General features: G+C 68.7%; 18 protein-coding genes. 13 read left to right on the top strand and 5 right to left on the bottom strand.

The window, feature by feature from the left end; genetic code table 11:
• Positions 1-44 precede the first annotated feature (44 nt).
• Positions 45-2069, top strand: a complete 2025-nt coding sequence (gene thrS / locus A3ES_RS0100150) for a threonine--tRNA ligase (RefSeq protein WP_020384743.1) — start codon at positions 45-47, stop codon at positions 2067-2069.
• The gene (locus A3ES_RS0100145; RefSeq protein ID WP_020384742.1) at positions 2066-2656 is read left to right on the top strand and encodes an HIT family protein; all 591 of its coding nucleotides are present in this window, start codon (positions 2066-2068) and stop codon (positions 2654-2656) included. The genes thrS and A3ES_RS0100145 overlap by 4 nt, the downstream gene beginning before the upstream one ends.
• Here A3ES_RS0100145 and A3ES_RS0100140 read toward each other — a convergent pair.
• Positions 2649-3641 carry a hypothetical protein gene (locus A3ES_RS0100140; RefSeq protein WP_237744822.1) on the bottom strand — a complete coding sequence of 331 codons (993 nt, stop codon included), beginning with the start codon at positions 3639-3641 and terminating at the stop codon, positions 2649-2651. The two genes, A3ES_RS0100145 and A3ES_RS0100140, sit on opposite strands and share 8 nt — an antisense overlap.
• 133 nt (positions 3642-3774) lie before the next feature.
• Here A3ES_RS0100140 and pgsA point away from each other — a divergent pair, with 133 nt between their 5' ends.
• Genes pgsA through A3ES_RS45720 form a run of 3 tightly spaced genes read left to right on the top strand, consistent with a single transcriptional unit; the run spans position 3775 to position 6536 of the window.
• Positions 3775-4566 (top strand): phosphatidylinositol phosphate synthase, encoded by a 792-nt coding sequence (gene pgsA / locus A3ES_RS0100135; RefSeq protein ID WP_040453743.1) that lies wholly within the window; start codon positions 3775-3777, stop codon positions 4564-4566.
• Between the two features lie 3 nt (positions 4567-4569).
• Positions 4570-5436, top strand: coding sequence for a phosphatidylinositol mannoside acyltransferase (locus tag A3ES_RS0100130; RefSeq protein ID WP_020384739.1), 867 nt, complete (start codon positions 4570-4572; stop codon positions 5434-5436).
• Positions 5437-5438: 2 nt separating this feature from the next.
• Complete coding sequence (locus A3ES_RS45720) at positions 5439-6536, top strand: glycosyltransferase family 4 protein (RefSeq protein ID WP_020384738.1); 1098 nt, start codon at positions 5439-5441, stop codon at positions 6534-6536.
• Between the two features lie 121 nt (positions 6537-6657).
• Here A3ES_RS45720 and A3ES_RS0100120 read toward each other — a convergent pair whose 3' ends face one another.
• Positions 6658-7062 carry an HIT family protein gene (locus A3ES_RS0100120; RefSeq protein WP_020384737.1) on the bottom strand — a complete coding sequence of 135 codons (405 nt, stop codon included), beginning with the start codon at positions 7060-7062 and terminating at the stop codon, positions 6658-6660.
• 47 nt (positions 7063-7109) lie between these two features.
• Between A3ES_RS0100120 and A3ES_RS0100115 the strand changes: the two genes are divergently transcribed.
• The 3 genes from A3ES_RS0100115 to A3ES_RS0100105 are packed head-to-tail and all read left to right on the top strand — an operon-like array spanning position 7110 to position 9672.
• Complete coding sequence (locus A3ES_RS0100115; RefSeq protein ID WP_020384736.1) at positions 7110-7559, top strand: hypothetical protein; 450 nt, start codon at positions 7110-7112, stop codon at positions 7557-7559.
• Positions 7556-8431: a tetratricopeptide repeat protein gene (locus tag A3ES_RS0100110; RefSeq protein ID WP_026162432.1), complete on the top strand. Its 876-nt coding sequence runs from the start codon at positions 7556-7558 to the stop codon at positions 8429-8431. The genes A3ES_RS0100115 and A3ES_RS0100110 overlap by 4 nt, the downstream gene beginning before the upstream one ends.
• Entirely contained in the window at positions 8428-9672 is a 1245-nt protein-coding gene (locus tag A3ES_RS0100105) for an AAA family ATPase (protein ID WP_020384735.1), read from the top strand. The genes A3ES_RS0100110 and A3ES_RS0100105 overlap by 4 nt, the downstream gene beginning before the upstream one ends.
• 15 nt (positions 9673-9687) lie before the next feature.
• On the opposite strand, the gene A3ES_RS0100100 is transcribed toward A3ES_RS0100105, so the two are convergent.
• Positions 9688-11823 carry an elongation factor G-like protein EF-G2 gene (locus A3ES_RS0100100; protein WP_020384734.1) on the bottom strand — a complete coding sequence of 712 codons (2136 nt, stop codon included), beginning with the start codon at positions 11821-11823 and terminating at the stop codon, positions 9688-9690.
• 201 nt (positions 11824-12024) lie between these two features.
• Entirely contained in the window at positions 12025-13191 is a 1167-nt protein-coding gene (locus A3ES_RS0100095) for a coiled-coil domain-containing protein (RefSeq protein ID WP_157630237.1), read from the bottom strand.
• Positions 13192-13340: 149 nt separating this feature from the next.
• Here A3ES_RS0100095 and A3ES_RS0100090 point away from each other — a divergent pair, with 149 nt between their 5' ends.
• Both A3ES_RS0100090 and A3ES_RS45715 read left to right on the top strand, forming a co-directional pair.
• Positions 13341-14603 carry a tyrosine-type recombinase/integrase gene (locus A3ES_RS0100090; protein WP_020384732.1) on the top strand — a complete coding sequence of 421 codons (1263 nt, stop codon included), beginning with the start codon at positions 13341-13343 and terminating at the stop codon, positions 14601-14603.
• Between the two features lie 67 nt (positions 14604-14670).
• A complete protein-coding gene (locus A3ES_RS45715) occupies positions 14671-15249 on the top strand; it encodes a DUF4158 domain-containing protein (protein ID WP_157630236.1) in 579 nt (192 codons plus the stop codon).
• Positions 15250-15739: 490 nt separating this feature from the next.
• Here the strand turns inward: A3ES_RS45715 and A3ES_RS45710 are convergent, their stop codons facing one another.
• A complete protein-coding gene (locus A3ES_RS45710; RefSeq protein WP_237744821.1) occupies positions 15740-16168 on the bottom strand; it encodes a MerR family transcriptional regulator in 429 nt (142 codons plus the stop codon).
• A 28-nt stretch (positions 16169-16196) separates the two neighbouring features.
• On the opposite strand from A3ES_RS45710, the gene A3ES_RS0100075 reads away from it, so the two are divergent.
• The 3 genes from A3ES_RS0100075 to A3ES_RS45705 all read left to right on the top strand — a co-directional run bounded on the left by A3ES_RS0100075 (position 16197) and on the right by A3ES_RS45705 (position 19237).
• The gene (locus A3ES_RS0100075; protein ID WP_020384729.1) at positions 16197-16892 is read left to right on the top strand and encodes a methyltransferase domain-containing protein; all 696 of its coding nucleotides are present in this window, start codon (positions 16197-16199) and stop codon (positions 16890-16892) included.
• 117 nt (positions 16893-17009) lie between these two features.
• Positions 17010-18518 (top strand): MFS transporter, encoded by a 1509-nt coding sequence (locus A3ES_RS0100070; protein WP_237744820.1) that lies wholly within the window; start codon positions 17010-17012, stop codon positions 18516-18518.
• 140 nt (positions 18519-18658) lie between these two features.
• The gene (locus tag A3ES_RS45705) at positions 18659-19237 is read left to right on the top strand and encodes a GNAT family N-acetyltransferase (RefSeq protein WP_020384727.1); all 579 of its coding nucleotides are present in this window, start codon (positions 18659-18661) and stop codon (positions 19235-19237) included.
• The last annotated feature ends 227 nt before the right edge of the window (positions 19238-19464 follow it).

The raw sequence follows: 19464 nt of genomic DNA, 5'->3' as shown, positions 1-19464 counted from the left end.
GTAACGGCCCGCGCACGGCGGGGCGGCGTACTCGAGGAGTGAACGTGTCCGAAGTCAAGGTCCATCTGGTCGGCATCGAGGGCGAGGCTGAGCGGAGCGTGACCGAGACGACGACTGTCGGGGAGCTGTTCGCCGAGATCTTCGGCCAGGACCGCTCCGCCATCGCCGCCAAGGTCAACGGGGAACTGCGCGACCTGGCCCGGGTGATCGCCGACGGTGACGAGATCGAGCCGGTCCTGGCGTCGTCCGCGGACGGGCTGGCGATCATCCGGCACTCGACCGCGCACGTGCTCGCGCAGGCCGTCCAGGACCTGTTCCCGGACGCCAAGCTGGGCATCGGCCCGCCGGTCGAGAACGGCTTCTACTACGACTTCGACGTGGCTACTCCGTTCACCCCGGAGGATCTGACCAAGCTCGAGAAGAAGATGCAGCAGATCATCAAGGAGCGGCAGCGGTTCAGCCGCCGGGTGATCTCGGACGACGACGCGCGCGCCGAGCTGGCCGCCGAGCCGTACAAGCTGGAGCTGATCGGGATCAAGGGGTCGGCTTCGGCGGACGCCGCCGAGGGCGCCTCGGTCGAGGTCGGCGCCGGTGAGCTGACGATCTACGACAACATCCGGCGCGACGACTCGGTCGCCTGGAAGGACCTGTGCCGCGGGCCGCACGTCCCGGCCACGGGGTATCTGGGCAACTTCAAGCTGATGCGGGTCGCGGCGGCGTACTGGCGGGGGAGCGAGAAGAACCCGCAGCTGCAGCGGATCTACGGCACCGCGTGGGACACCCGCGATGCCATGAAGGCGTACCTGAGCCGCCTCGAAGAGGCCGCCAAGCGCGATCACCGCAAGCTGGGCACCGAGCTGGATCTGTTCAGCTTCCCCGACGAGATCGGCTCCGGCCTCGCGGTCTTCCACCCCAAGGGCGGCGTACTGCGCAAGGTTATGGAGGACTACTCGCGGCAGCGGCACGTGGAGGACGGCTACGAGTTCGTCTACACGCCGCACATCACCAAGGCGCAGCTGTTCGAGACCTCGGGCCACCTGGACTGGTACGCCGACGGCATGTACCCGCCCATGCACCTGGACGAGGAGCGCGGGCCGGACGGTGAGATCCGCAAGCAGGGCCAGGACTACTACCTGAAGCCGATGAACTGCCCGATGCACAACCTGATCTTCGACTCCCGCGGCCGGTCGTACCGCGAGTTGCCGATGCGGCTGTTCGAGTTCGGCACCGTGTACCGGCTGGAGAAGTCGGGCGTCATCCACGGCATGACCCGAGCCCGCGGCTTCACCCAGGACGACGCGCACATCTACTGCACCCGCGAGCAGATGCGCGACGAGCTGAAGGACCTGCTGAACTTCGTGCTGGGTCTGCTCGCCGACTACGGCCTGGACGACTTCTACCTCGAGCTCTCGACCAAGAACCCGGAGAAGTTCGTCGGGTCGGACGAGGTCTGGGAGGAGGCGACGGAGACGCTGCGCGAGGTGGCGGAAGGTTCCGGTCTCGAGCTGGTACCGGATCCGGGTGGCGCGGCCTTCTACGGACCGAAGATCTCGGTGCAGGCGCGGGACGCGATCGGCCGGACCTGGCAGATGTCGACGATCCAGCTGGACTTCAACCTGCCGGAGCGGTTCGAGCTGGAGTACACGGCTTCCGACGGCTCGCGGCAGCGGCCGGTGATGATCCACCGGGCGCTGTTCGGCTCGATCGAGCGGTTCGTCGCGGTGCTGACCGAGCACTACGCCGGCGTCTTCCCGCCGTGGCTCGCGCCGGTCCAGGTGATCGGCATCCCGATCACCGACGGCCACGTGGACTACCTGTACGACGTCGCCGCGCGGCTCAAGGCGGAGGGGATCCGGATCGAGGTCGACAGCTCCGACGACCGGATGCAGAAGAAGATCCGCAACGCCCAGAAGGCCAAGGTCCCGTACATGCTGATCGCCGGCGACGAGGACATGGCGGCCGGCTCGGTCTCCTTCCGCTACCGCGACGGGTCGCAGAAGAACGGCATCCCGATCGCCGACGCCGTCGCCGAAATCGTCGAGGCCGTGCAGAAGCGCGTACAGGTATGACCGATCTCCCCGGCGATTCGCCGTACGGGCCGGATGGCTTGGAGCAGCAGGACGGGCTCGGCGTGCCCGATCCGTTCCTGCGGCTGTGGACGCCGCACCGGATGGCCTATATCGCCGGGGAGAACAAGCCGACCACGGGTGAGGCCGGGCACGGTTGCCCGTTCTGCCGGATTCCGACGTTGTCGGATGCGGACGGGCTGATCGTTCAGCGGGCGGAGGCGGCGTACGCCGTACTGAATCTGTATCCGTACAACCCGGGTCATCTGATGGTCGTCCCGTACCGGCACGTCGCCGACTACACCGACCTGACGCCGGACGAGGTGTCCGACGTGGCGACGCTGACCCAGCAGGCCATGCAGGCGATCCGGATCGTCTCGGCGGCCCACGGCTTCAACATCGGGCTGAACCAGGGCGAGATCGCCGGCGCGGGAATCGCGGCCCACCTGCATCAGCACGTCGTACCGCGCTGGAGCGGCGACGCCAACTTCATGCCGGTCATCGCTCAGACGAAGGTCCTGCCGCAGTTGTTGTCGGACACTCGGGCACTGCTGGCGAAGTCCTGGCCTACCGGATCTGGGCCTATCTAATGAACAGCGGCAGCAGCGGGGCGACCACGTCGAGGAGAGTCTTCAGCGGGATCTCGCGAGGCGGATTCGTCAGGCCGGTCACGCGGACCACGCGGCGCCCTTGCCGGAAGACGAGTTCGCCCTGGTCAGGCAGGTAGTAGCCGGGACGGCCGATCGGCGCCGAGCGTGGTGGGGGAGTCTGCTTGGCCTCCGGGATGCTGTCGATGTGGAACGACTCGACGATCGCGACCGTGGCATCGAAGGTGCCCCAGATGCAGGTCAGCGCACCGTTCACCCGATAGTCGCGCCGGAGCTGCACCTGCGCGCCGACGAACCGCTCGGCCTCTGCATTCGACAGCTGACAGGCGGCATCCGACTGCCGTGCATTGCGCAACATCTTCGGTACTACGGCCCGCACCGCCAGGCTGATCGCGACCGCCTTCGCGTGATCGATCCCGTTCGGGTAGCCGCGGTCGATCCCGCCCGCCGGCGTCACCCGGACCGCTCGGTCGTCGACCGCGAACACCACCCGCGACGCAGCGATCCGTGCCTCGGGTCCGAGTTCGGGGAGTAACTCCGGCGTCCCGGCGCCGGCGAGCAGGCGGTCGAGCGCATCCGGTTGCCGCGGGAGCGCGCTGACGCCGACGGTGACCGCCCGGCCGTCCAGGACCAAAGTGCACAAGTCGAGCGCCGGCAGACCGCCATCGTTCCAAGAGGCCGGCTTCGCCGTCACCGCTACTCCGAGCTGCTTGCTCAGCGTGGCGGTCACGGCTGAACACACGTGGGGCCCGAGCTCACCGGACGTCCCATCGAGCCCCTCAGCCTGCGGCGGCGCCACTACCCGGGGCATCACCGCCGGCGGCGGAGCACTCGGGGGCCGCGCCTCGTCAGCCTTGCGCGCCACCGAACACCCGACCAGCAGGGCTCCCACGAGCACCCAGCACCCCATTCTTCGCAGTACGGGGCGTCCGGGGATCACTGCCGGCCTGGGGCGAGGTGCGGTCATCTGGACCTCCCGACGGGGGTGGGGGGAGACCTGTCCGGTGTGGCCATGGTGCGTCACCGGAGGGGGCACGCGATAGTGGTCCGGGGTGGCGAGTAACCCACCGGTGACCTGGCTGGTCTACGATCGCGTCGCGATGCTTAACAGATTCCGGCAGTTCTGGACCAAGGTGATCTCACCGATCGCCAACCTCCTGCTCAAGCTCGGCGTGAGCGCCGATGCCGTCACGCTGGTCGGCACCATCGGCGTCTGCGCCGGTGCGCTGATCTTCTTCCCGCGCGGCCACATCTGGCTGGGTGTTGTCGTGATCACCTGTTTCGTCTTCTCCGACCTGATCGACGGCTACATGGCCCGCACCTCGGGCACGTCGTCGAAGTGGGGTTCCTACCTGGACTCCACGCTGGACCGGCTGGGCGACGGCGCCATCTTCGGCGGCCTGGTGCTGTACTACGCGGGCAGCCACGGCGACAGCCCGTGGATGGCCAGCGTCACGCTCTGGGCCCTGGTGATGGGCGCGACCACGTCGTACGCGCGGGCTAAGGCCGAAAGCCTCGGCCTGCAGGCGAGTGGCGGCCTGGCCGAGCGCTCGGACCGCCTGGTCTCGGTGCTGGTCATCGGCTTCTTCTCCGACGTGCTCAACCTCCCGATCCTGCTCAAGATCGTTCTCTGCGCCCTGGCCGTCGCCAGCACCATCACGGTCGTCCAGCGCACTCTGTCGGTCCGCAAGCAGGTCCTCGCCGACCCCGCGAACGCCGGCCTCGGCACCCCACCCGGTACTCCGAGCGCCGCCGCGGGCACCGCCCCCGCCGAGGGCGCCGGCCCCGGTACGACGCCGAGCGCCGACGCGGACAACGCCTCTGCCGACGATGCCGCCTCGGATCGCGGGACGACCGGCTCCGGTTCAGGCACCTCGCCTGCCAGTTCCTGAGCTGTGGAGGCTCTGCGGCAGCGCGCCGTCGACGGGGCGTTCGCGCTTGCCTGGGCGCTGGTACGACGGTTGCCCGAGCGGCTCGTCACGGCGATCTTCGTCCGGGTGGCGGACTTCGTCGTACGGCGTAACGGGTCCGGCGTGCAGCGCTTTCGGTCCAACCTGGCCGTAGTCCGCCCGAGCGCGAGTCCGGCCGAGCTCGACGCGCTGGCCCGGACCGGGATGCGGTCGTACCTTCGCTATTGGCAGGAAGCGTTCCGCCTCCCCGAGTGGGACGACGAGCGGATCGTCGGCCGGGTCCGCACGGTCAACGAGAAGGTCCTCCGCGATGCCCATGCGGCCGGCAAGGGCGTGATCTGCGCGCTTCCGCATCTGGCCAACTACGACCATGCGGGCGCCTGGGCGGGCCGGACCGGGATGCCGGTGTCGACGGTGGCCGAGCGGCTGCGGCCTGAGTCCCTGTTCGACCGTTTTGTCGCCTATCGTGCGAAGCTCGGTATGGAGGTGCTTCCCCTGACGGGAAGCGACGACCACGTGTTCGGAGTACTGGCGCAGCGGTTGCGGGCGGGCGGTTTCGTCTGCCTGGTCGCCGACCGCGACCTGTCGGAGCGCGGCGTACCGGTGAAGTTCTTCGGCCGGCAGTCGCGGATGCCGGCCGGCCCGGCGGCGCTGAGCGTGCGGACCGGCGCCCCGCTGATCCCGGCGACGCTGCACTACGACGGCCCGGACCTGGTCATCACCTTCCACGATCCGATCGACCGGACCGGCGGACCTGCCCAGATGACCCAGCGTTGCGCCGACGCCTTCGCCCTCGGTATCGCCGAACACCCGCAGGACTGGCACATGCTGCAGCGAATCTTCCTGGACTGACGATGAAGATCGGCCTGGTCTGCCCGTACTCGCTCGGTACGCCGGGCGGGGTGCAGAACCACGTCCGGGACCTGGCCGAGGCGTTGCTTGCCCTCGGCCACGAGGTGTCGGTGCTCGCTCCGGTCGACGACAACGACGGCCCGCCGTACGTCGTGTCGGCCGGTCATGCGGTCGGGGTGCCGTACAACGGGTCGATCGCGCGGGTGACGTTCGGGCCGCGCACGGCCGCGCGGGTCAGGAACTGGCTGGCCGACGGTGATTTCGACGTTGTCCACGTGCATGAGCCGACCACCCCGAGTGCCTCGATCATTGCGCTCTGGGCGGGTGATGGGCCGTTCGTGGCTACTTTCCATACCTGGCAGGTGCGGTCGCGAGCGATGAGCGCGGCGGCCGGGCTGCTGCGTCCGGCGCTGGAGAAGCTCGACGCGAGGATCGCCGTGTCGGAGAGCGCGCGCTCGATGATGGTCCAGCACATCGGCGGCGAGGCGGTCGTGATCCCGAACGGGCTCTATGTCGACCGCTTGGCCGGGCGGATCCGTCCCGAGTGGCAAGGCAAGGACGGCACGATCAGCTTCCTCGGCCGGCTGGACGAGCCGCGCAAAGGGCTCGGCGTGCTGATGGCCGCAGTACCGCGCCTGGTCGCCGAGCGGCCCGGGTTGAAGGTACTGGTCGCGGGCACCGGCCAAGCGGATGAGGCCCGTCGCTCTATGCCGGCAGCCTGCCGCGACAACGTGGTGTTCCTCGGCGCGATCGACGATGAGGCCAGAGCGGACATGCTCGCCAGCTCGGATGTGTACGTCGCACCACATCTCGGCGGGGAGAGCTTCGGGATCGTGCTGCTCGAGGCAATGGCCGCAGGAGCTCCCGTCCTGGCGAGCGACCTGGCCGCGTTCCGGCAGGTGCTGGACGGCGGCCGCCTGGGAGAACTGTTCGAGCCCGGCAACGCCGAACTCCTGGCCGAGCGGGCGTCCCGGCTTCTCGACTCACCCGAGGACCGCGACAAGCTACGCGAAGCGGGGCGCAACGCAGTACAGCGGTATGACTGGAGCGCGCTGGTCGGCGAACTCGTCTCCGTCTACGAGTTGGTCGCCCGGCGGTAGTCAGCTTTGTGAGGCGCCGGACGCCCATGCATACCCGCCCCCGGCCAGCAAGCGCTTCCCCCGGCGTGTCGGGGCATCCGCGGAGGGGCGTGCGTGCGCAGCAGTCCGCACGCAGTGCGAGTCAGCGGAGGGTGGCGGCGGTTGCGGTGATCTCGTCGGAGTCGCCCGGGGTGGGGTGCCAGGGAAGTCGTAGTGGGTCGTCCTTGTAGCGGGGGACAACATGCAGGTGGGTGTGGAAGACGCTCTGCCAGGCGTCGGCGCCGATGCAGCTGAGCAGGTTGGCGCCGTCGGCGTCCAGGCGGTCGATCACCCGGCTGACCAGCGACTGGGCCAGCAGGGTCGCGCCGATCAGATCCTCGGGAGCGCTCTCCCGCAAATCGGTGGCATGCGCCCGCGGTACGACCAGCAGATGTCCCCGAGTGGCGGGGTTGATGTCCATGAAGGCGATCGCCCGGTCGTTCTCGGCGACCTGCTGCGACGGGATGGTGCCGGCCACGATCCCGCAGAAAAGGCAGTTCTCGGTCATCGGCCCAGGTTAAACTGCGCGAGCCCGATCCTTCCCGAGGGAGTCCCATGCCGGACGAGTTGCTCCGCCCCACCATCGGCGCGGACGTCGACATGTCCGCGCGCCCCTGGCGGTTGACGTCGCAGGCCTACGTCGCCTTCTTCGGCGGCGTCATCGCGACCACCGTGATCGCGACCCTGAACGCGCGCCGGCTCGGCGTACCGGTGAGTGGACGGCGGCTGATCCTGCTCTCCGGCGGAGCCGGGCTGGTGCTCGCGGCGATCGCTCTCATTCTCCTGACGGACGAGCTCACGGCCTCATCAGGCACGCGGGTCGCGATCCGCGTGATCGCGGTGCTGACCTGTCTGGCCCAGCTGCGGATCCAGCAGCCGATGGATCGCGCGTTCCAGCTGCGCGGTACGGAGTACAGGTCGCTGTGGGGTCCAGGCCTCGCCGCGGTGATCGGATGCGGGCTGCTCGAGATCGCCGTGCTGGCGCTCGTGGTGATCGCGGTATGAACGAGCCGACCGAGGCCAGACTCCAGATGGCCGGCCACTGGCTGCAGATCGGCCACCCCGAGCGGACGCTCGACGAGCTTCAAGGGCTCTGGGGCGACGCGGCGCTCGACAATCGCGCCTACCTGTTCCGGGGTGCCGCGCTCCACGCGCTGGACCGCAACGACGAGGCGATCGCCGTACTACGTGACGGCCTGTCGCACTACGGCCTGTCGGTGCCGCTGCTGCAACTCCTCGGCTCTGCGCTCCGTGCTGCCGGTCAGCTCCAAGAGGCCGAATCGGTCTACTTGCAAGGCCTCAGCTTCGACCCGAACGAGCCCGACCTGCTGCTCGGCTACGCAATGGTCTGCCTCGCGGCGGGGCAGACGGAGAAGGCTGCCGCTCTGGTCGAGCGCGCCGCGTCGTTCGCGCCCGAGAGCGCGGCGGTCTCGTCAGCGCGAGCGCAGGTCGCCTTCGCGCAGGGCCGGCACAAGGACATGCGCCGGCACAGCCAGAAAGCGCTCTCTGTGGATCCCGAGGATCCAGGTGCGCAGGCGCTACACGGTACGGCGTCCATGCTCACCGGTGATGCCAGGACGGGATACCGCTCTCTCGCTTCCGCGGCCGCGTCGAATCCGTCGGACGGTGACCTCCGCGGAGCAGCCCGCGAGGCCAAGCTGCTCAACCATCCGCTGCTCCGGCCGTTGCGCCCCTTCCAGCGGTTCAACCCGCTGGTCGTCTGGATCGCGGCGGTCGCGATCATCTACGGATTGCGGTTCGCCGGGCTCCGGCCGTTGGCGGTCGTCTTCGCCATCGGCTGGTTCGCGTTCTGCATCTACTCGTGGGTGGTGCCGCCGCTGGTACGCCGCTGGTACAACCGGAAGTGGGGTTCATGACGAACGACCGGATCTCCGCGCTGCGCAAAGCGGTCGAGGCCAGCCCGGACGACGTCCTGCTCCGGCTCATCCTCGCCGAGTCACTCGTGGCTGCGGGTGACACTGAGCCCGCCCTCGACGAGTACGTCGTACTGCTCGATCAGCAAGGGCTCCCGGTGGACCAGCTGGTACCGGTCGGCGAGCTGGCCGCGGCCAACGGCAGGCTCCCATTGCTGCGGAGCTGCCTCGAGGCGGCCAGGCAGGCCGGCATCGTCGAGGGGACCGGGCGGCTGCAGCAGTTGGCCGACGAGATGATCACCGAGCGCAGCGGCGTACGGGTGAAGGTCGGGCCGGAGGAGGAGCCGTCGTTCGACAGCGACACCGCGAAGGAGACGACGACCTTCGACCAGGTCGGCGGGATGGAAGAGATCAAGCGGGTGATCCACCGGATGGTGATCCTGCCGCTCAGCCGTCCCGAGCTGTACGAGAAGTACGGCCGCAAGTCCGGCGGTGGCGTGATGCTCTACGGGCCGCCCGGTTGCGGCAAGACGCTGCTCGCGCGGGCGACCGCGGGGGAGTGCGGGCTGCCGTTCGTCAACGTCCGGATCGAGGACGTGATGGACCCGTACCTCGGGGTCTCGGAACGCAATCTGCATGCGGCGTTCGAGCGGGCCCGGGCGAATGCGCCGTGTGTGCTGTTCCTTGATGAGCTGGATGCGTTGGCGTTCGCGCGGCACAAGCACGGCGGGTCGGAGTCGCGGCGGCTGGTCGACGTACTGCTGCAGGAACTGGACGCGATCGGCTCAGAGAACGACGGGCTATTGGTGCTCGCGGCAACGAACGCGCCGTGGGACGTGGACGAGGCGATGCTGCGGCCGGGGCGTTTCGACCGGGTCGTTTTCGTTCCGCCGCCGGATGAGCCGGCTCGGGCGGACATCCTCTCGGTGGTGCTGAAAGACGTGCCGGCAACGGCTCTGGATCTGAAGGCGCTCGCCGCGCAAACGCCGATGTTCAGCGGCGCCGATCTGCGAGCGCTGGTCGAACGCGGAGTAGACCGGGTCATCGACGAGGCACTGGCCAGCGGAGGCGAGCCACCGCTGTCGATGCAGCACTTGTCAGCGGCGCTCCCGACGGTGAAGCCGTCCACGCTGGACTGGTTGCACCGAGTCCGCTCGTACATCGAGTTCGCCAACCAGTCGGAACGCTACGACGACGTCGCCGACTACCTCCGCACCAAGGACATCCGCCGCCGCCTCAGCTAAGCCTTTCCGTCTGAGTCAGGTGGTGGACTTGACCCGCTGGGCCGCGGAGTCGGGCATTGCTTCGTAGCGAGCGAAGCTTCGGGTGAAGGACGCGGCGCCGTGGGACAGAGAGCGAAGGTCGATGGCGTAGCGGGTGATTTCCACCTGCGGAACCTCGGCCTTCACCAGCGTGCGGCTCTCGCCGACGCGTTCGGTGCCGAGCAGCCGTCCCCGACGACCGGACAGATCGCTCATCACCGAGCCGACCAGATCGTCCGGCGTCAGCACTGACACCAGATCCACCGGCTCCAGCAGGTTGACCTTCGTCGCGGACGCCGCCTCGCGCAGCGCCAGCCCGCCGGCCATCTGGAACGCCATGTCGGACGAGTCGACGCTGTGCGCCTTCCCGTCCAGCAACGTGACGCGGATGTTCACCATCGGGTACCCCGCGCCGATGCCCTTCTCCATCTGCGCCCGGACGCCCTTCTCCACACTTGGGATGAACTGCCGCGGCACCGCCCCACCGACCACCTTGTCGACGAACTCGAACTCGGTCCCCTCCGGCAGCGGCTCCACCTCGATGTCGCAGACGGCGTACTGCCCATGCCCGCCGGACTGCTTGACGTGCCGTCCGTGCCCCTTCGCCTTGCCCCCGAACGTCTCCCGCAACGGCACCCGCAGCTCGACGGTGTCCACGGTCACGCCGTACCGATTGGCCAGCGCATCGAGCACTACGTCCGAGTGCGCCTCGCCCATGCACCACAACACGATCTGATGCGTCTCGGGGTTCTGCTCGATCCGGAGCGTCGGGTCCTCCGCGGCGAGCCGCTGCAACCCGACGGACAGCTTGTCCTCATCGGTCTTCGCATGCGCCTGTACCGCGATCGGCAGCAGCGGTTCGGGCATCGTCCACGGTTTGAGCAGGAGCGGGTCCGACTTATCGGAGAGCGTGTCCCCGGTCTCCGCGCGGGTCAGCCGGCCGATCGCGCACAGATCACCCGCGATCACCGTGGTGGCCGGGCGCTGCTGACGGCCGAGCGGGAACGAGAGCGTGCCGATGCGCTCGTCCTCGTCGTGGTCGGCATGGCTGTTCGCCTCACCGAAGAAGGACGTGAAATGGCCCGACACGTGAACTGTCGTGTCGGGCCTGATGGTGCCGGAGAACACCCGCACCAGGCTGACCCTGCCGACGTACGGGTCCGACGTCGTCTTCACCACCTCGGCCAGCAACGGCCCGTCCGGATCGCAGGCGAGCTTCTGCTTCGCGACGCCGTGTGGGGTGAACACCTCGGGCAGCTGGTGCTCCGGTGGCGACGGGAATCCGCTCGTCGCGACCTCGAGCAGCTCCATCGTGCCGACACCGGTACCGCTGCAGACCGGGATGACGGGGAAGAAGGACCCGCGCGCAACCGCTCTCTCGAGGTCCTCGATCAGTACCGCCTGGTCGATCTCCTCGCCGCCGAGATAGCGCTCCATCAGCGACTCGTCCTCGGACTCCTCGATGATGCCCTCGATCAACGTGCCGCGGAGCTCCTCCAGCTGATCGGCGTACTGCGAATCGGGTGCGCGCGTGGTCCGCTTGCCGCCGGAGTACTCGTACTGCGTCTGCGACAGCAGCCCGACCAGCCCATCGCCAGTCGGCAGGTAGAGCGGCAGAACCTTGTCCCCGAAGGCGTTCTGCGCGGCGGAGAGCGCGTTCTCGTAGTTCGCCCGGGCGTGGTCGAGCTTGGTGATGACGACGGCGCGCGGCATGCCGACCTGGTCGCACTCCTGCCAGAGCGCCTTGGTCGGCTCGTCGACGCCCTCGTTGGACGCAATCACGAAGAGAGCGCAATCTGCCGCTCGCAGCCCGGCGCGGAGTTCACCCACGAAGTCGGCGTACCCGGGGGTGTCGATCAGGTTGACCTTGACCCCGTTGTAGGGGAGCGGGGCGAGCGCGAGCCCGACCGATCGCTGCTGCCGGATCTCCGCGTCGTCGCAGTCGCACACCGTCGTACCGTCGACGACGGTGCCAGGTCTGGACAGCACTCCGGAGGCGACCAGCAAGGCCTCGACGAGAGTGGTTTTGCCGGCACCCGACGGCCCGACGAGCACCACGTTACGAATGGCGGCCGGGTGCTCCGCGACGGGAGCAGCACCACCGCCCTGGGAAGTATTCGCCTTGTCTGCCATGACGTCCCTCCTGGTTCACCCACCATTCCCCCAACCCCCCACCCAACACAACCCCCACACGCGCGCAGCTTCCCCTCACCCCACCCACTTCATCCCCAACGCGAGCCCCCAGCCCGCCCCAAGCCGCCCTCACCCGGAGGCGCCGGGCAAGGCGGAGGCGAGGGGAGGGGAGGCGCGCGATGGGCGGGGCTGGGGGCGGGGTTAGCTGGTGGGTTGGGGGACAGGGGTTAGGGCGGCGAGCATTGCTTGGAGGTCGTCGGGGTGGAGGCGGGGTGTGGGCTTCTCGGCGAGGTCGCTGCGTAGCCGGGTGAGCTCGGCCCTGGTCTCGGTAGCGGTCTGACGGACGCGGGTGAGCTCCGCGTCGCGTTCGGCGCCGGCTTGGCGCAGGTGGAGGAGTTCGGCGTCGGTTCCGGCGGCGGATTGGCGCAGGTGGGTGAGTTCGGCATCGGTCTGGGCCGTGGTTTGGCATAGGTGAGTGAGTTCGGCTTCCGAGCGCGCTAGGGCGACGCGGAGGTCGGCCTCGGATTGGGTAGCTGCCTGGTGGGCGGCTTCGGCGAGGCTTGCGGTCTCTTGGGCTGCGCGGTGGGCGGCTCTTGCTTCGGTGGTGCGTTGGCGCTCGGTGGTGAGCTCGGTGCGTAGTAGGTCCAGCTCGGCTCGGCGTTCCTGTTGGCTGCGGACAGCAACGTCGCGTTCGAGGGATACATGTTCGACCGCTGCCGCCAACTCCAGCCGCTCTCGGTCGCCAGCACGGACCTGCTCTTCCGCAGCAGCCAGTACTGCGGCCGCCGCCTCCGCCTGCTGTACGGCGTGGTCTCGCGCACCGATCGCATCCTGGGTCTGCTGACGTGACGCGCCGAGCGCCTCGGTGGACTCCAGCGCTTGCCGGGCAGCCGCACTGGCCCGGTCGACCGCCTCGGCTCGCTCCTTGGCTGCTCGCTCTGTGGATGCCGTCGCCTGGCGAGTGCGTCGCTCAGCTCCCTCGCGGGCCTCCTCAGCAGCCACTCGTGCTCTCTCAGCCTCAGCGACCTGTGCGTGAGCAGCCTCTACCGAGGCGACAGCAGCGGCCTCTACCTCATCCAGTCGCGCGGCCACTCCGGCCAGCGCCGCGGTCAGAGCGTCGACTGGCTCGCGGATCGTCTCCAGGTGCTCCCGCAGCCGCTCAGCGTCCAGCCGGAAGGTACTGCTGCCGGCATCCAACCCAAGCGCCCCCAGCGCCTCGCGCTCGGCCCGTGCCATCTGCGCGCAAGTCCGCCCGCCATCCCAGCGGGTATCCCGGCAGAAACTCCGCGGCCTCCCGCCCTGCATCCCCGGCGCGGGCAACTCGGTCCGGCACTTGCTGTATCCGCAGCGCCCAGTCTCCTCACTCATGCCCGTGAGCGTAGAGGTTAGGAGCTATAAAACCGGCAAACCGGTACGGCGTTTCTAAAACCAAACCACGAGCCAACGAAACCAGTGTTTTGTTGGCGCGTACGGCGCGGCACTCGAAAGACCGCCAGGAGGCACGAGAAGATCGCCAAATGCCCGCAGATCTGGACGCCTTGGTTCTCCTGGAGACGCTCAGAGCAGCGCCTGCCCAGATCGAGCCGGCAGACGAAGACGAGTGGCCGGGCGTAGAGAACCCGGCGGAGTTCCAGGCGCAGATCGCCGACTGGCTGAGCCAGTACGCAAACACCGGCACCCGCCAGACCTACGCCTACGCCCTCGGCCTCCCCACTTCATGGATCGAAGCATTGGCAACCTCCGGCGACCCGGCCCGCAACACGGACAGGGCGGGCAATGCGGCCAGCATCGGCAGCATCGGCAGGACGGGCAGGGCGGCCAGCACCGGCCTTGCGGGCATTGCAGGCGGGAGTCGGCCGCCGGCTGGGCGGGTGGGGGTGTTGCATCATCTGGCGTGGTTTCGGTGGTGTGCTGCGCGGAGGCTGGATCCGCGGGCGGCTACCGGGGCTGAGGTGAAGGCTTGGCTGCATCAGCTCGACGCGGCTGGGGCGGAGAAGCGGACTCGGCAGCGGATGCTCTCCACGTTGTCAGCGTTCTATGGCCACCTCACCGAGACCGGCGTAGTACCGGCCAACCCGGCGGCTCTCAACCGCGCCCGGCTCGGGCTCGGCAGCACAGCTCGTGACGCTTCTCCGACGATTCGGCTGACTGCCGGACAGCTCAGAGCGCTACTGGACGCTGCGGCCGAGCTACCCAACCGCACCCGCTACCGACACCTCTACGCGTGCAGAGCAGTCGCAGTAGTCGGCCTCCTGACCCTCGGCCTCCGCGTCTCCGAGCTGGTCGGCCTAGACCGCGACAGCCTGGTCCTGTCCGGCGGAGAGCCCATGCTGCGAGTACTAGGCAAGGGCGGCGTCCACCGCGAGGTATACCTGACCGACCTAGCTGCAACAGCCCTCACCGACTACCTGTCCGAGCGAGACCGCTCCGGAGAAGCCGCGACGCCGGCACTCCGCGGCAGAACCAGCGCCAAGCACGCACCGCTGATCGCCACGAAAGCTGGTGGCCGGTGCTCCCGTTTCGACGTCAACGCCCTGCTGCGGCGGGTCGCAGTACAGGCTGGGCCTGCGCTGGCTGAGGTCGCCGACCGCGTGCATCCGCATGCGCTCCGGCACGCCTACGTGACGATCGCGCTCGAGCAGGACGCCCGCATCCAGCATGTCCAGGCGGACGTCGGCCACGCCACCATCTCCACCACCCAGTACTACGACCGCGGCCGCCGAACCCGCGACACAACAGCAGCCGACCTGGTAGCCGCCGCCATCAAGGGGTGCCGGTAAGAAACGTGTCATGAGCCCCAAACGGCGTTGATCTTGCTGTGACTTGTCTGGTCAATGCTGGTTGGTCATGAAACACCCCCCGATGCACATCGACGAGTTGGTCGAGCACTGGACGATCCTGGACGAAGAGCGCGACCTGATCGCCGGAAAGCGCAATGCCACTCGACTCGGCTTCGCGCTCTTGCTGAAGTTCTACACGCAGCACGGCCGGTTCCCGCGCGGCCGTTCAGAGCTGCCGGACGACGTGGTTGAGCACGTGGCCAAGCAGGTTCGGGTTCCTGCCGCTGAGCTTGGCTTCTACGAGTGGTCCGGCTCCACGATCGAGTACCACCGCCATCAGATCCGTACGGACCTCGGCTTTCGCATCTGCACGACCGAGGACGCGACGAAGCTCGCGGTGTGGCTGGCCGAGGAGGTCGCGCACGCCGAACAGCGGCCTGAACGGGTCCGGGAGGAGCTGCTCAAGCACCTGTGCGAGGAGCGGATCGAACCGCCGGCGCCTGGGCGCACCTCGCGCGGGGTGACGGCCGAGAGTCGGTCGTGCCCGAGTCCGCCCGTGATCCAGGCACCGAAGCGCTGCAGATGCCGGGAGATCTTGGCGGTGACCTCCGCCGAGCGGACCCCACGCACGGCCAGATCGAGGTAACGCTCCGTCCACGCGGACAGGCTGTCGTCGGCCGGATCGAGGCGCTCGGGAAGCCCGACCACCTTTCGTGAAGTGATTTCGGCGCGATCTGGGCCCGGGTCGAGCGGGGCCGAGCTGGGGGTGGAGGACGGCATGCAGCCAGGTGACTTCACGGAAGGGCTGTTCCCTGAAGAGAACTGGTGCGATGGTCATGCCCCGGTGGACAAGGCCGCCAAGGGGACAGGGTGGTCGGAGGCGTGGGCCTGCTGCATTGCGAACTTGGCCAGCCAAGGGTTCTTCGAAGACCTCTCTATCTGCTGGCCTCCATGGGTGAGGGCTGGGCGTGCTCGGCGGGGCCGTGTCCGGTCAGGCGCGAAGCAGGTTGAACGCCAGCAGGGTGGCCGCCGTGGCGGTCGGCGCCGACAGCTCTGGAGCGGTGTCCACCGCGGCCGGAAATCCATGGATCCGCTACTCCCCCCGGTGAACACGAATAGTGATACCCCTCAGGCGATCAGGAAGGAACACAGATCACTCGATCATCGGCCCCTGCCAGTGCCGCCCCCGCGAGGTGTGCCCGGTAGTTCGGGCAGGTCGTGATGTCCTCGTGCGAGCAGTTCATTCCGGCTTCGAGGAGATCGAGTGCTGAGCGCAACGCCGCCATCCTGGCCTGCAGCGCGCGGTGGTTGCGGCGCAGCACGTCCGTGCGGGCGGCCGGGTCGCGCGCGGCGAGAAACGTCCGGATGTCCGGCAGCGGCAGGCCGGCCTGCTTCGCGATCACGATCGACGCCACCCGGAACAGGTCATCGCGGGTGTAGCGGCGGCGGTCGCCGGCGACGCGGGCGGGGGAGAGCAGGCCCACCGACTCCCAGTGCCGCAGTACGTGTGTCGGAAGGCCGAAGTGGTCGGCCACCTGGCCGATCGTCATCAAATTTGACTTCATGTCGACATTAAGTCGGATCATGGCGGGCATGTCCAATCTGCTTGCTGTCCTCGACGCCGTCGACGCGCAGCCTATGTCCGCCGAGCTGCGCACACGTTCCTACGAGTTGCTCGGCGACCTCACCGGCCAAACCGTGATCGACGTCGGCTGCGGCGGTGGCCGCGCGGTCGCCGAGCTGGCCGAGCGCGGGGCCCGCGCGGTCGGCGTCGACCACGACCCCGAGATGATCGCCGTGGCCCGGGAGCGCTGGTCGGCCGGCGAGTTCCACGCCGGCGACGCCTGCGAGCTGCCGTTGGAGACCGGGTCGGTTGCCGGCTACCGCGCGGACAAGGTGTTGCACACGCTCTCTGACCCGGTGCGAGCCGTGGCCGAGGCCCGCCGGGTTCTCGCGCCGGGCGGCCGGGCCGTGCTGCTCGGCCAGGACTGGGACACGGTCGTCATCGACTCGGACGAGCCGGAGACCACCCGCCGGCTGGTCCACGCGAAGGCGGACTCGCTCCCGTCGCCGCGCATCGCCCGCAGGTACCGCAACCTGCTGCTCGACGCCGGGTTCACCGACCCGGTCGTCGAGGTGCGCACCAGTGTGTTCACCGATGACACCGCGCTCGCCCTGCTGCACCGGATCACCGACGAGGAGAGCTGGCTTGCCGAGCAGGCCGAGCGCGCCCGCACGAACCGGATCTTCGTCGCGGTGCCGATGTTCCTCGTCGCCGCGCAGGGATAGCGATCTGCTGCCTCCGCGGATACGAGCGCGAAGCCCGCATCCGCTTGCCCACCACCCACGCGACCTTCTCAACAACAGAAGACCGCGCTTACCCGGCGCACTGCTGCGCGGTAAGACGTGCAGCCGACCGACCGCCATGACGACGTTATGAACCGAGCAACGGAAAGGAACCTGGCGATGCACCAACCTCAAGATCAGGTGCGTGACACGGACAAGCCGCGCGAGCCGCAGGAGTCCGCGGACCCTCGCCGCTGGAAGGCGCTCGCGGTGATATGCACGGCGCAGCTCATGCTGATGCTGGACCTCACCGTGATCAACGTCGCCCTGCCCGACCTCGGCGCCGACCTAGGCCTGAGCCGTGGGGCCTTCACCTGGGTGGTCAGCGTCTACGTGCTGTTCCTCGGCGGGCTGCTGCTGCTCGGCGGCCGACTCGCCGACGTCTTCGGCGCGCGTTCTATGATCCTGACCGGTCTGGTGGTCTTCATCCTCTCCTCGCTGGCCAGTGGCTTGGCGCAAGACGAGAACCTGCTGATCGGTGGCCGCCTTTGTCAGGGCATCGGGGCCGCACTGCTGTCCCCGGCCGCGCTGCGGGCCCTCACCGGCATCTTCCACGGCACCGAACGCAACAAGGCGCTGGGCGTGTGGTCCTCTCTCGGGGGCATCGGCTTCGCCGTCGGGGTGTTCGTAGGTGGGCTCCTCACCAGCGGCCCTGGCTGGCGCTGGGTCTTTTTTATCAACATCCCGATCGGCGTCATCACTCTGGTCGCCATCCGGGCCCTGGTGCCAGAGCGCCGGATAGCGGGCGCCAACCGGCGCATCGACGTGCTGGGCGCGGTGACCGTCACCGCCGCCACCGGCTCGTTCATCTACGGCATGATCAACGCCGGTGACCACGGCTGGGCGGATCCCGGCACGCTGGTGCCCATCGCAGCCGCCGTCATCTTGTACGTGGTGTTCACGGTCGTCGAACGCAAAGTGCAGAATCCCCTGGTGCGCCCGGACATGCTGGTGCGTCGTCCGGTCGCGACCGGCGCATTTCTCATGCTCATCGCGGCCGGCGTGACCGTCGCGGACCTGTTCATCACTTCGCAGTATCTGCAGCACCTTCGCGGCTACAGCGCGCTGGAGACCGGCCTGTTCTTCCTGCCCACGGCCCTGGCCACCATGGTCGGTGCCATTGTGGGCGGCCGCCTGGTCGGCACCATCGGCACCCGCCCCGTCGCCGTCGCCGGCCTGGCCCTGGTCGCCATCGGCAACGGACTGCTCATCGGCCTGTCGGCAAACGGCAACGTCTACGCCCAAGCCCTTCCCGGCGCCGTTTTGTTCGCGCTGGGCGGCGCCCCGGTGTTCGTCGCCGCGACCACCGCTGCCCTCGGCCGAGTCACTCAGGACGAGGCCGGGTTGGTATCGGGTATGGTCTACACCTTCAATCCAACCGGTTCGGCCATCTTTGTCGCGGTGGGCTCCACCGTTGCCGCTTCGGGTCTCGCCAGCACGCCCTCGATCGAGGGGTTCACCAACGTCTACACGATGTTCACCGTCGTCGCCGCCGTGGCCGCGGTGGTCTCGCTAGTCCTTGCACCGTCCGGAAAGCCACAGATGACCGGCGTTCCGGACGCCCGCTGACACGGCCGCGGCACCTGCCGTTGCCCCTCGGTGTCGCCGGGCACGAGGACTCCACCGTCATCGTCGGACTCAACGGCCTGCGCCTGCTGCGCGATGCCGCCTGGCGACGCTCCACCACTCCCGAAAGATGATCTCCGCCCATGACCACCACCTCCAAGGGCGGCGCCATCTCGCCCGCCCCCATCCAGCTCACCGGCTCGGCTCTCATCCTGCGCGAATGGGACGAGGCGGACGTGCCCGCGATGGTCGAACTGTTCGACGACCCTGCCGTCGACCGCTGGACGCCGCTGCGCGCCCCCTTCGATCAGGCGGCCGCCCGCGCCTACCTGGACCTGGCCCGCCAGCGCCGCGCCCAAGGCCACAGGCTCCAACTCGCCATCACCACTGACGGCCGCCAACCCCTCGGCGAGATCCTGCTGTTCCCCACCGGCGCTCCCGGCGAGGTGGAGCTGGCTTACGCCGTCGGCGCCGCGCACCGCGGCCAGGGCCTGGCCAGCCGCGCCGTTCAGCTGATCACCGCCTACGCCTACGACAGCCTGGCCGCCACCCACGTGATCCTGCGCATCTCTGCCGGCAACACCCCCAGCGCCGCGGTCGCCCACGACGCCTGCTTCCACCTCACCCCAGCACCACCGATCAGCCGCGCAGGCGCCCGCGACCCCTTGCACACCTGGCTCCACGGCCGCAGCGAGCAGCCCATCACTGAGAGATCCAGATGAAGAATCGACAGATCCTCATCGCCGACGTCCAGGGTCTTGGCATCACTGACCAGCGGGAAGGGCAGGTTCAGGTGGTCGTGGCTCCCGCAGCAACGCTCGTTTGGGGCTCATGCACGTTTCTTACCGGCACCCCATCAAAGCAGCAGGCAGCGAACCACCGGCGACGTGAAGCTGGCGTAGTCCAAAGGGGCATGCTCACGGCTTGTCGGCCGGTCGACAAGGATGAC

It is taken from the genome of Kribbella catacumbae DSM 19601 (assembly GCF_000372465.1).
Lineage (GTDB): Bacteria > Actinomycetota > Actinomycetes > Propionibacteriales > Kribbellaceae > Kribbella > Kribbella catacumbae.
The sequence above is the reverse complement of the archived record's forward strand: the minus strand, read 5'-3'. Positions and strand labels throughout refer to the sequence as shown.

What these genes read in the sequence shown, in the direction of transcription:
- A3ES_RS0100100 (WP_020384734.1), bottom strand. Translation starts at nt 11,823, where the DNA reads ATGGCAGACAAGGCGAATACTTCCCAGGGCGGTGGTGCTGCTCCCGTC.
- A3ES_RS0100095 (WP_157630237.1), bottom strand. Translation starts at nt 13,191, where the DNA reads ATGAGTGAGGAGACTGGGCGCTGCGGATACAGCAAGTGCCGGACCGAG.
- A3ES_RS45715 (WP_157630236.1), top strand. Translation starts at nt 14,671, where the DNA reads ATGAAACACCCCCCGATGCACATCGACGAGTTGGTCGAGCACTGGACG.
- pgsA (WP_040453743.1), top strand. Translation starts at nt 3,775, where the DNA reads ATGCTTAACAGATTCCGGCAGTTCTGGACCAAGGTGATCTCACCGATC.
- A3ES_RS45710 (WP_237744821.1), bottom strand. Translation starts at nt 16,168, where the DNA reads ATGAAGTCAAATTTGATGACGATCGGCCAGGTGGCCGACCACTTCGGC.
- A3ES_RS0100140 (WP_237744822.1), bottom strand. Translation starts at nt 3,641, where the DNA reads ATGACCGCACCTCGCCCCAGGCCGGCAGTGATCCCCGGACGCCCCGTA.
- A3ES_RS0100145 (WP_020384742.1), top strand. Translation starts at nt 2,066, where the DNA reads ATGACCGATCTCCCCGGCGATTCGCCGTACGGGCCGGATGGCTTGGAG.
- A3ES_RS45705 (WP_020384727.1), top strand. Translation starts at nt 18,659, where the DNA reads ATGACCACCACCTCCAAGGGCGGCGCCATCTCGCCCGCCCCCATCCAG.
- A3ES_RS0100105 (WP_020384735.1), top strand. Translation starts at nt 8,428, where the DNA reads ATGACGAACGACCGGATCTCCGCGCTGCGCAAAGCGGTCGAGGCCAGC.
- A3ES_RS45720 (WP_020384738.1), top strand. Translation starts at nt 5,439, where the DNA reads ATGAAGATCGGCCTGGTCTGCCCGTACTCGCTCGGTACGCCGGGCGGG.
- A3ES_RS0100120 (WP_020384737.1), bottom strand. Translation starts at nt 7,062, where the DNA reads ATGACCGAGAACTGCCTTTTCTGCGGGATCGTGGCCGGCACCATCCCG.
- A3ES_RS0100110 (WP_026162432.1), top strand. Translation starts at nt 7,556, where the DNA reads ATGAACGAGCCGACCGAGGCCAGACTCCAGATGGCCGGCCACTGGCTG.
- A3ES_RS0100075 (WP_020384729.1), top strand. Translation starts at nt 16,197, where the DNA reads ATGTCCAATCTGCTTGCTGTCCTCGACGCCGTCGACGCGCAGCCTATG.
- A3ES_RS0100090 (WP_020384732.1), top strand. Translation starts at nt 13,341, where the DNA reads ATGCCCGCAGATCTGGACGCCTTGGTTCTCCTGGAGACGCTCAGAGCA.
- A3ES_RS0100115 (WP_020384736.1), top strand. Translation starts at nt 7,110, where the DNA reads ATGCCGGACGAGTTGCTCCGCCCCACCATCGGCGCGGACGTCGACATG.